The following is a 9,595-nucleotide window of genomic DNA, read 5'->3' on the forward strand; positions in this document are numbered from 1 at the left end:
GACCTTCCATGACAACCGCTACCGAACTGCCGGCATCCGACCCGTCCAGCGCCGTCACTACCGCACCCGGCCTTCCCGGGGCAGGCGCGCCGGACCAGGCCCCGGTGACCATGCTCAACCCGGACTTCCCGTTCAGCTACGACCACTACCTGTCCTCCCCGGAAGGCCTGGGTTCGGTCCCGCCGGAACTGCACGGCACCGAAGTCGCCGTTGTGGGCGCCGGGCTGTCGGGGCTGGTGACGGCCTACGAGCTGATGAGGCTCGGGCTGCGTCCGGTGCTTTACGAGGCTGACCGGCTCGGCGGACGGCTGCGCACGGCCAGCTTCCCGTCGGCCCCGGAAGTGGTGGCAGACCTGGGCGGCATGCGGTTCCCGGTCTCCGGCAAGGCGTTCTACCACTATGTGGACCTGCTGGGACTGGAGACGCAGGATTTCCCCAATCCGCTGGCCCCGGTGACGTCCAGCACCGTGATTGAACTGGCGGGGCAGAAGCATTACGCCACCACCCCGGCGGACCTGCCGCCGTTCTTCCGCGAAGTGGCCGACGCGTGGAAGGCCGCCGTGAACGACGGCGCGCAGTTCACGCAGATGCAGGAGGCCATCCGGGCACGGGATACGGCCCGGATCAAGGAACTGTGGAACGGGCTTCTCCCGGAGCTCGACGAGGAGACCTTCTACGGCTTCATCGCCGGCAGCCAGGCGTTCCGGAAGGCGGGCTTCGCGCACCGCGAGGCGTTCGGCCAGGTGGGCTTCGGCACAGGCGGCTGGGACACCGACTTCCCCAACTCCATCCTGGAAATCCTCCGCGTCGTCTACACCGACGCCGATGACCGGCACCGGCTCATCGCCGGGGGAGCGCAAAGGCTCCCCGAGGCACTCTGGCGCCACTCGCCGTCGGGCATGGTCCACTGGCCGGAAGGGACGTCCCTGGCCTCCCTGCACTCAGGCTCCCCGCGCGGAGCCGTGGAGCGGATCAGCCGCGACGCCGACGGCAACCTCCGCATCCGGGAGCGGTGGGGGAGGGAAGCCTCCTACCCGGCCGTGGTCACCACCTGCCAGTCGTGGCTGCTGTCCACCCGGATCCACACCGAGGAAGCGCTCTTCCCGGCGGAGCTGTGGACGGCGATCGAGCGCTCGCACTACATGCAGTCGTCCAAGACGTTTGTGATGGTGGACCGGCCGTTCTGGAAGGACATCGATCCGGAAACCGGCAGGGAAGTCCTGTCCATGACGCTGACGGACCGGCTCAACCGCGCCACCTACCTGCTGGACAACGGCCCGGACCAGCCCGCCGTGATCCTGCTCTCCTACACCTGGAACGACGACGCACTGAAGTGGCTGGCGCTCGACGCCGACGAACGCGTGGAGCTGATGCTGCACTCGCTCGAGCAGATCTACCCCGGCGTGGACATCGCGAGCCACATCGTGGGCCAGCCGATCACCGTCTCGTGGGAGGCCGACCCCAACTTCATGGGCGCATTCAAGGCGAACCTGCCCGGCCACTACCGGTACCAGCAGCGGCTGTTCACCCACTTCAAGCAGGACAAGCTGCCGGAAAGCCAGCGCGGCATCTTCCTCGCCGGCGACGACGTGTCCTTCACCGCGGGCTGGGCCGAGGGTGCCGTGACCACGGGGCTGAACGCGGTGTGGGGCGTGGTGAACCACCTCGGCGGCTCGTCGGCGCCCGGCAACCCCGGCCCCGGCGACCTGCTGGACGAGCTGGGGCCGATCAGCCTGGACTGAGTCCCCGATGGTCTGGGCCGCCCCCATCTAAGTAGCACTTCGGGGCGTTCCCAGCGCTGGGAACGCCCTGTGCTGCGACCTACTTGCCGGCGTGGAGTTCGCGGTGCGCCTGGGCGAGCTCGCGGTAGCGCGCTGCGTTGCCCTTCACGCCGTCGAACTCCTCATCGGTGAGTTCGCGGCGGACCTTGGCCGGAACCCCGGCCACCAGCGAGCGGGGCGGGACTACCGTCCCTTCCAGCACGACGGCGCCGGCCGCCACGAGCGAGCCGGCGCCGATCACCGCTCCGTTGAGGATGGTGGCGCCCATGCCGATGAGGCAGTCGTCTTCCACGGTGCAGCCATGGACGACGGCGCTGTGCCCGACGCTGACGCGCGCCCCCACACTGCAGGGAAAACCGGGGTCGGCGTGCAGGACCACGTTGTCCTGCAGGTTGCTGCCGATGCCTACGGTGATGGCGGCGGTATCGGCACGCACCGAGACACCGTAAAACGCGCTGGCGTCCTCGGCGAGCGTGGCACGGCCGATGACCGACGCCGTCGGGGCCACGAATACGGAAGGGTGGATGTCCGGCGTGTCACCGGCGAAGGGGTAAATGGGAGCCATGCCCCCAAGCCTAGGACACGCCGGGGCGGGCGCCCGGGTCGCGTCCGCTCCATTGGAGTTTTTGTCCAGCTGTCGCGAGTCGGAGGGCCATCAGGGCGCGATATCTGGACAAAAACTCAGTCGAAGAGGGTGAGGGCCCGTGCCAGCTCCGCCGCCACGGCGCCCCAGCCTGGGGCCGGTCCGTGGTTTGGCCAGGTCCGTGGTTTGGCCGGGCCTGTCAGTGCGCTCCGCCGACGTTCAGGACGACGACGCCGGCGACCACCAGCCCGATCCCGAGGATCTTCATCATGTTCAGTTCCTCGCCCAGGAAGATGGCGCCGATGGCCACAATGGCGACGGTTCCCAGGCCTGACCACAGGGCGTACGCGACTCCAACGGGCACGCTCTTGACCACCTGCGACAGCAAGGCAAAGGCAACCCCGTAGGAGCCCAGGCACCAGACGCTGGGCCATAGCCGGCTGAATCCTTCTGTCGATTTCAGCAGGCTCGTGCCCAGGACCTCGACGGCGATAGCCAATGCCAGATAGACGTAGCCCAACAAAGTGTTGTCCTCTCTCAGTGCTGGAGCCTTGGTCGGCGTGCCGCCGGCGCTTCGCACCCAAACCGTGCGCACCCAGCCACTCCCATCCTAGGTCCGCGCAGCACGGCGAACTCACCCAGGGGACCGCGAGAGCTCACGGCCGATGATCCGGGCGCCTTCGGGAAAGGCACCCGGGTTGGGGCCCGCGTAGTTGAGCCGGATGAAGGGACCCGCCGGTTCGGCAGGGAACCACTCCGTTCCGGCCGCGATAACGACGCCGGCGCTTTCGCAGTTCCGGGCGAGCTGTTCGACATCGGTCCCGTCGGGAAGGCGGGCCCAGAGGTTCAGCCCACCCCTTGGGACATTCTCGATGTGGGCCTGCGGTGCGTACTGAAGCAGGCTTGTGAGGAGAAGATCGCGGCGGGACTGGAGCTGGTGCCGGAGGCTTCTCAGGTGGGTCTGCCAGGCCGGCTGCGTGACGACATCGAGCGCGGCGGCCTGGAGCAGTCCGCTGACATACATCGATTCGGCTGCCCGGTCGGCAAGGATGCGTTCGCGTGCAGGGCCACGGGCGATGATAGCGGCCACGCGGATGGCAGGGGAGACGCTCTTGGTCAGTGAACGGAGGTACACAACGTGGCCGGAATCGTCGCTGGCCGCCACGGGGCGGGCTGTGGTGGTGATGCCGAAGTCGTGGGCCCAGTCGTCCTCGAGGAGGAAGGCGCCATGCTTGCGCACGACGTCCAGTACCTGTTCGCCGCGCGGGCCGTCCCACTGCGCTCCGGTGGGGTTCGCGTAGTTCGGCTGGGCGTAGAACATCCGCGCCCCCGTCTCATCGAAGGCGCGGGCCAGTTCCTCCGGATCGGGACCACCGGCTCCGCTGGGCACGGGGATGACCCGGACGCCGGCCTGCGCCGCGGCCAGGATGGCCCCCCAGTAGGTCGGGGACTCCACGAGAAGCGGCTGCCCGTAGCCGACGAGCGCCCTGAAGATGGAGCTAAGGCCGCTTTGGCTGCCCGGAAGCACGACGACGTGGCTCGGGGTCGGCGGGGTAATGCCGGCCGGCGTGGCACCGGCGAGCTCGTGGGCGAACCAGGATTGCAGCTCGGGCAGTCCTGCCGCCGGGGGACGGGACAACGCCGCCTCGCCGCGGGCCGCCCGGGTCAGCGCTGCCCGCACCAGCCGCTCCGGGAGGAGTTCGCGGTCCGGATAGCCGGAATGGAACGCAATGACGTCGTTGGGTGCGTTGCGCATCGCGGCGGACGCCGGCCGAAGCGGCGCCTGCGGTGACCGCAGGGCCGCGGTCTGCCAGCCGTAGTCCGAGGGCCGAGCGCTCCGGACCGCCCGCACGAATGTCCCCACACCCGGCCGGCTCTCGATGGCACCCTCCCTGGTAAGGGCCTGCAGTGCCTTCTGCACGGTCACGGGGCTGGCCTGGTACTCCGCGACGAGCGACCGGGTGGAGGGCAGCTGCGACCCGGGTGCCGCCTTGGCGACCCATGTCCGCAGTCCCGACGCAATCCTGGAGCTGCTATCGTTGTTCATGAGAGACAATAGTAGCGCTACCGCTCCGGTTCGCCCAGTGATACTGCCACCCGCGCGCCCGTCGCGCACGGAACCGGAGCCCGCCGGATCGCCGCAAGCCGCGCCGCCGCCCACCGGGCCGCCGCAAGCCGGGCCGCCGCACACCGGCCTATGGTGGGGGCTCCTGGGCGTAGTGGCCTTCTCGTTCACCGTTCCCTTTACCCGGGTGGCAGTGGCGGCGCTGTCGCCGTTGTTCATCGGCTCGGCCCGGGCTCTGGTCGCGGCTGTCCTGGCCGCCGCGGCCCTTGTACTCACGCGGCAGTGCCTTCCCCGCGGCCCGCAGTGGTTCCGCCTGGCGGTGGTTGCCGGTGGAGTCGTTGTCGGTTTTCCCATGCTCACGTCCTTCGCACTCACTGCCGCGCCGGCGAGCCATGGGGCGGTGGTGATCGCGCTGTTGCCGGCCGCAACTGCCACGATGGCGGTTTTCCGCGGCCGTGAGCGCCCGCGGGCAGCGTTTTGGATCGCGACCGGAGCGGGTGCCGTTGCCGCCATCGCTTTCGCCTTCGCACAGCCGGGTGGTTTCGGCCAGCTGCACTGGACCGACGTGTTGTTCTTCGGGGCTGTGCTGGCCGCTGCCGTGGGGTACGCCGAGGGAGGTCTGCTGGCCCGCGAACTTGGTGCGTGGCAGACGATTTCCTGGGCGCTCGTCCTCGCCTCGCCCCTGATGATGGGTCTTGCGGCCTTCTCCGTGTCCCAGCAGCCGCCCTCAGGCACCCCGGTGCAGTGGGCTGCCTTTGCGTACCTGGGCGTCGTCAGCATGTTCCTGGGCTTCTTTGCCTGGTACCGCGGCCTTGCCATCGGACCCATGGCACAGGTGAGCCAGGTCCAGCTCGCACAGCCGGTGATGACCATATGTTGGGCCGCGCTTCTGCTCGGCGAGCAGCTGACGTGGGCCACCGTCGTGGGCGGGCTCGCCGTCATAGTCTGCGCCGGCGCCGCGGTCCGCGTGCGGCTCAACCGGCGGGCACCGTCCTAGCGGAGTTGTTCCCGCAGCCGCGCCGCATGAGAGGCTGTGCGCAGTACTGAACGCTCACAGGGGGAAACATGCTTGGGATACTCGCCGCCATTCTCTACTTCGCGGTTCCGACTGCGCTTGTTATCACATTGCTGTACTGGATCATCCGGCTCGGAGTGAAGCACGGCCTCCGGTCTTACGAGGCAGAAAAAGCCCGGGACTCAGAGGCCGCGCTCTAGGCCCTGTCCGGCGGTGGTCAGGGGAGGACGACGGCGATCGGCGCACCCGGTTCTGCCACGCGTTCAAGCTCCCGTACGACGTTGTCGGCCTGTTCAGCGGTGAGGCCCTCCAGTGACTGGACCGCCCAGACCGCCGGGAACGTGTTCGCGGCGAAGGGCAGGCGCGAGGGATCCGCCACGGACACGCTCAGCCGGCGGGCCATGGCGTACCTGACATTGCCGTCGAACGGATCAACGCCGGTGTAGTGGATGCCGGCCTGGACGAACCGGAGGCCGTCGTCGCCCGGGCCGCAGCACACGTCCAGCACGGCGTGCCTGCCCTGGGCCTTGAGCAGGGCGATGAAGGGTTCCAGCGAGGTTTCTGTCAGCAGAGTCATCGTGTTAACCAGTCTTGGTTAAAACCCGCCGTGTGTGAACCGCTTCCGGGAGCCGGAAACCGCCGCAGGCACATTGGGCCTGCGGCGGCGAAGTTAGCGGCGGGGCATCAGTTGAAGACAACCGTCCGGTTGCCGTCCAGCAGCACGCGGTGTTCGGCATGCCACTGCACGGCTTGGGCGAGGGTGCGGCCTTCCACGTCCCGGCCCATCTGCACGAACTGCTCCGGCGTGCGCGCGTGGTCCACGCGGATGACTTCCTGCTCAATGATCGGGCCCTCGTCCAGCGCGGCGGTGACGTAGTGCGCGGTGGCGCCGATCAGCTTCACGCCGCGGGCATGGGCCTGGTGATAGGGCTTGGCGCCCTTGAAGGACGGCAGGAAGGAGTGGTGGATGTTGATTGCCTTGCCGGTCAGCTCGGTGCAGAGGTCGTCGGAGATGATCTGCATGTAGCGGGCCAGGACGGTCAGTTCGACGCCCTCCTCGGCGATGATCTTGCGCAGCTGGTCCTCGGCCTGTTCCTTCGTGTCGGCCGTCACCGGGATGTAGTGGAACGGGATGCCGTAGAACTCGGCCAGGCCGGCCAGGTCCCGGTGGTTGGAGACAATGGCGGGAATCTCGATGGGCAGGGTGCCCGAGCGCTGCAGGAAGAGGAGGTCGTTCAGGCAGTGGGCTGACGTGCTGGCCATCAGCAGGGTGCGGACCTTCCGGCCCACCGGGTTCAGGTTCCACTGCATGCCGAAGGCTTCGGCCACCGGCTCCAGGGCAGCAACCACCTCGTTCTGCGAGGCGGTGGTGGTGGCTTCCACGCGCATGAAGAAGGTCCCTGTGGACTCGCTGCCGTACTGCTGGGAGTCCGTAATATTGCAGCCCGCCACGAGCAGGGCGCCGGCAACGGCGTGCACAATTCCGGGGCGGTCGGGGCAGGACAGGGTTAGTACGTACGATTTGGCGAGCTGGTCTTCATTCACGAAGAACAGCCTACCCGCGCGTCGGTCCCGCATTTGGTAGTGTGGTGGCGTCGCAACTGGCGTTTGGGTGGCTAACCACCAGGGAGCGGCACTCACGAAGACCACGGATCGTACGCCTGGGCCGAGGGTCATGTTTTGCCGGTAGCGCTGCGCTTCTCGAAGAGCAGCCACCCAGTGCGCTGCGGCGCCCTTGATAGAGCTGCGCCCGGACGCATTTCCGGATGCTGGTCATCGAAGGGCGGAGCAACGTTCAAGCCGGTAGCCTGACCTTTAGCAGTGCCCATCCCTAGCCAGGAGTTCTTCGTGACTACTTCACCGACTTCCGTTAGCACCTCCGTCAGCAACCAGCCGCTGGCTGAACTCGATCCCGAGATCGCCGCAGTACTGGACCAGGAACTCGGCCGCCAGCGCGGCACCCTGGAAATGATCGCCTCCGAAAACTTCGCGCCGCGCGCGGTCATGGAAGCCCAGGGCTCCGTTCTGACCAACAAGTACGCCGAGGGCTACCCGGGGCGCCGCTACTACGGCGGCTGCGAGTACGTGGATGTCGCCGAGCAGCTGGCGATCGACCGGGTCAAGGACCTGTTCGGCGCCGAATACGCCAACGTCCAGCCGCACTCGGGTGCGCAGGCCAACGCCGCCGCTCTCCACGCCATGATCACCCCGGGTGACAAGATCCTGGGCCTCTCCCTGGCCCACGGCGGTCACCTCACGCACGGCATGAAGCTGAACTTCTCCGGCAAGCTCTACGAAGTTGCCGCCTACCAGGTCGAGGAAGACAACTTCCGGATCGACATGGACAAGCTGCGCGAGCAGGCCATCGCCGAAAAGCCCCAGGTCATCATCGCCGGCTGGTCCGCGTACCCGCGCCACCTCGACTTCGCAGCCTTCCGCTCCATCGCCGATGAAGTCGGTGCCCTGCTCTGGACCGACATGGCGCACTTCGCCGGCCTCGTCGCCGCCGGACTGCACCCGAGCCCGGTCCCGTACTCCGACGTCGTCACCTCCACCGTGCACAAGACGCTGTCCGGCCCGCGCTCCGGCGTCATCCTGGCGAAGCAGGAGTGGGCCAAGAAGCTCAACTCCGCCGTCTTCCCGGGCCAGCAGGGTGGCCCCCTCATGCACGTGATCGCCGCCAAGGCCGTGGCCTTCAAGATCGCCGGCACCGCCGAATTCAAGGAGCGCCAGGAGCGCGTCCTCGAGGGCGCCAAGATCATCGCCGACCGCCTCAACCAGTCCGATGTTGCCGAGGCCGGCGTCTCCGTCCTCACCGGCGGCACCGACGTTCACCTGGTGCTGGTGGACCTGCGCAACTCGCAGCTGGACGGCCAGCAGGCCGAGGACCTCCTGCACTCGGTGGGCATCACCGTGAACCGCAACGCCGTACCGTTCGACCCGCGCCCGCCGATGGTCACCTCCGGCCTGCGCATCGGTACCCCGGCCCTGGCCACCCGCGGCTTCGGCGCGACCGAATTCACCGAGGTTGCCGAAATCATCGCCACCGCGCTGAAGGCCGGCTCCGCCACAGACGTCGAGGCACTGCAGGCCCGCGTGGACAAGCTCGCAGCCGACTTCCCGCTGTACCCGCAGCACGAGCAGTGGTGATCCGTGACTGAAACCGCAAAAACCGCGCAGATCCTTGACGGCAAGGCTACCGCCGCTGCCATCAAGGCCGAACTGACCGAACGCGTGGCCGCACTCAAGGCCAAGGGCGTCACTCCGGGACTGGGCACCATTCTGGTGGGGTCTGACCCCGGCAGCACCTGGTACGTGGGCGGCAAGCACAAGGACTGCGCCGAGGTGGGCATCAACTCCATCCGCCGCGACCTGCCGGAGGAAACCACCCAGGACGAGCTCCTGGCCGTGGTCCGTGAGCTGAACGACAACCCGGAGTGCACGGGCTACATCGTCCAGCTGCCGCTGCCCAAGCACATCGACCAGGACGTCATCCTGGAGGCCATGGATCCGGACAAGGACGCTGACGGCCTGCACCCGATGAACCTGGGCCGGCTCGTGGCCAACATCAGCGGTCCCATGAAGTCCCCGCTGCCCTGCACCCCCAAGGGCTGCGTGGAACTGCTCAGCCGCCACGGCATTGACCTGAAGGGCAAGCGCGTCCTCGTGGTGGGCCGCGGCGTGACCATCGGGCGCCCGGTGGGCCTGCTGCTCACCCGCAAGGACGTCAACGCCACCGTGGTGCTGGCGCACACCGGCACCGCCGACCTGCCCGCCGAACTCCGGCAGGCCGACGTCGTGATCGCCGCGGCCGGCGTGCCGCACCTGGTCAGGGCGGAGGACCTGAAGCCGGGCGCCATCGTGCTCGACGTCGGCGTGAGCCGCGTTGACGACGGCACCGGTAAGGCGGTGGTCACCGGAGACGTGCACCCCGACGCCGCCGACGTCGCCGCCTGGCTGTCCCCGAACCCGGGCGGCGTGGGTCCGATGACCCGCGCCATGCTCCTGGCCAATGTGGTGGAAACCGCCGAACGCCAGGCAGGCATCAGCTGAACCCCTAATCGAGGTGGGCCCGGCGGACTCAGGTGGCCGAGCTTGCGAGGTTAGGGCGCGGGTGGGGCGTAGGGCGCCTACTCCAGGAGGAGTAGGCG

The 9,595-nt window shown here is 68.2% G+C and carries 9 protein-coding genes; 4 read left to right on the plus strand and 5 right to left on the minus strand.

Features of this window, described 5'->3' with window-relative positions; all coding sequences use genetic code 11:
* The first annotated feature begins 8 nt into the window (after positions 1 to 8).
* Positions 9 to 1,742 (plus strand): FAD-dependent oxidoreductase, encoded by a 1,734-nt coding sequence (locus tag ACFRAU_RS21470; RefSeq protein ID WP_378001395.1) that lies wholly within the window; start codon positions 9 to 11, stop codon positions 1,740 to 1,742.
* 79 nt (positions 1,743 to 1,821) lie between these two features.
* Here the strand turns inward: ACFRAU_RS21470 and ACFRAU_RS21475 are convergent, their stop codons facing one another.
* The 3 genes from ACFRAU_RS21475 to ACFRAU_RS21485 form a co-directional block, all read right to left on the minus strand.
* Positions 1,822 to 2,346, minus strand: a complete 525-nt coding sequence (locus ACFRAU_RS21475) for a gamma carbonic anhydrase family protein (RefSeq protein WP_377996900.1) — start codon at positions 2,344 to 2,346, stop codon at positions 1,822 to 1,824.
* A gap of 217 nt (positions 2,347 to 2,563) precedes the next feature.
* Positions 2,564 to 2,887 (minus strand): DMT family transporter, encoded by a 324-nt coding sequence (locus ACFRAU_RS21480; RefSeq protein WP_377996901.1) that lies wholly within the window; start codon positions 2,885 to 2,887, stop codon positions 2,564 to 2,566.
* Positions 2,888 to 2,998: 111 nt separating this feature from the next.
* Positions 2,999 to 4,411, minus strand: coding sequence for a PLP-dependent aminotransferase family protein (locus ACFRAU_RS21485; RefSeq protein WP_378001396.1), 1,413 nt, complete (start codon positions 4,409 to 4,411; stop codon positions 2,999 to 3,001).
* A gap of 37 nt (positions 4,412 to 4,448) precedes the next feature.
* Between ACFRAU_RS21485 and ACFRAU_RS21490 the strand changes: the two genes are divergently transcribed.
* Entirely contained in the window at positions 4,449 to 5,426 is a 978-nt protein-coding gene (locus ACFRAU_RS21490) for an EamA family transporter (RefSeq protein ID WP_378001397.1), read from the plus strand.
* Between the two features lie 235 nt (positions 5,427 to 5,661).
* Here the strand turns inward: ACFRAU_RS21490 and ACFRAU_RS21495 are convergent, their stop codons facing one another.
* Together ACFRAU_RS21495 and purU are read right to left on the minus strand one after the other, a co-directional pair.
* A complete protein-coding gene (locus ACFRAU_RS21495) occupies positions 5,662 to 6,021 on the minus strand; it encodes a class I SAM-dependent methyltransferase (protein ID WP_378001398.1) in 360 nt (119 codons plus the stop codon).
* Positions 6,022 to 6,128: 107 nt separating this feature from the next.
* Entirely contained in the window at positions 6,129 to 6,989 is an 861-nt protein-coding gene (gene purU, locus ACFRAU_RS21500; RefSeq protein ID WP_377996905.1) for a formyltetrahydrofolate deformylase, read from the minus strand.
* 303 nt (positions 6,990 to 7,292) lie between these two features.
* Between purU and glyA the strand changes: the two genes are divergently transcribed.
* The gene (glyA, locus tag ACFRAU_RS21505; RefSeq protein ID WP_377996906.1) at positions 7,293 to 8,594 is read left to right on the plus strand and encodes a serine hydroxymethyltransferase; all 1,302 of its coding nucleotides are present in this window, start codon (positions 7,293 to 7,295) and stop codon (positions 8,592 to 8,594) included.
* Positions 8,595 to 8,597: 3 nt separating this feature from the next.
* Positions 8,598 to 9,497: a bifunctional methylenetetrahydrofolate dehydrogenase/methenyltetrahydrofolate cyclohydrolase gene (locus ACFRAU_RS21510; protein ID WP_378001399.1), complete on the plus strand. Its 900-nt coding sequence runs from the start codon at positions 8,598 to 8,600 to the stop codon at positions 9,495 to 9,497.
* The last annotated feature ends 98 nt before the right edge of the window (positions 9,498 to 9,595 follow it).

The organism is Arthrobacter sp. NPDC056691, from assembly GCF_042791415.1.
GTDB lineage: Bacteria > Actinomycetota > Actinomycetes > Actinomycetales > Micrococcaceae > Arthrobacter.

What these genes read in the sequence shown, in the direction of transcription:
- ACFRAU_RS21470 (WP_378001395.1), top strand. Translation starts at nt 9, where the DNA reads ATGACAACCGCTACCGAACTGCCGGCATCCGACCCGTCCAGCGCCGTC.
- ACFRAU_RS21475 (WP_377996900.1), bottom strand. Translation starts at nt 2,346, where the DNA reads ATGGCTCCCATTTACCCCTTCGCCGGTGACACGCCGGACATCCACCCT.
- ACFRAU_RS21485 (WP_378001396.1), bottom strand. Translation starts at nt 4,411, where the DNA reads ATGAACAACGATAGCAGCTCCAGGATTGCGTCGGGACTGCGGACATGG.
- ACFRAU_RS21495 (WP_378001398.1), bottom strand. Translation starts at nt 6,021, where the DNA reads ATGACTCTGCTGACAGAAACCTCGCTGGAACCCTTCATCGCCCTGCTC.